General features: G+C 51.7%; 1 protein-coding gene. It reads right to left on the reverse strand.

All coding sequences use genetic code 11. The annotated features are described in order from the left end of the window. Positions 1-236, reverse strand: a 236-nt coding sequence (locus SB775_RS33840) for a glycosyltransferase (protein ID WP_410865670.1), incomplete at both ends; no start/stop codon positions are given.

Raw genomic sequence — 236 nt, forward strand, 5'->3', positions numbered from 1 at the left:
GGCGAGTGCACTCGAATAATCGTAACGCAGGGCACTGTGAACGGTTGTCACGAGGGGCACATTCATACCGCGTGTGGCCAGCCGCGAAAAAAAGTTGGCTTTAATTCCATGCGTATGAATGATAGCCGGTTGAAACGAGAAAAACGTACTCCGCAGGGCACGGAGCAGTCGTACATCGAATCGCCCGAATTGATTCAGTGTGATGACCGTAATTCCTGTCTCTCGCAGTTTGCTCG

The organism is Peribacillus sp. SIMBA_075 (assembly GCF_046534585.1).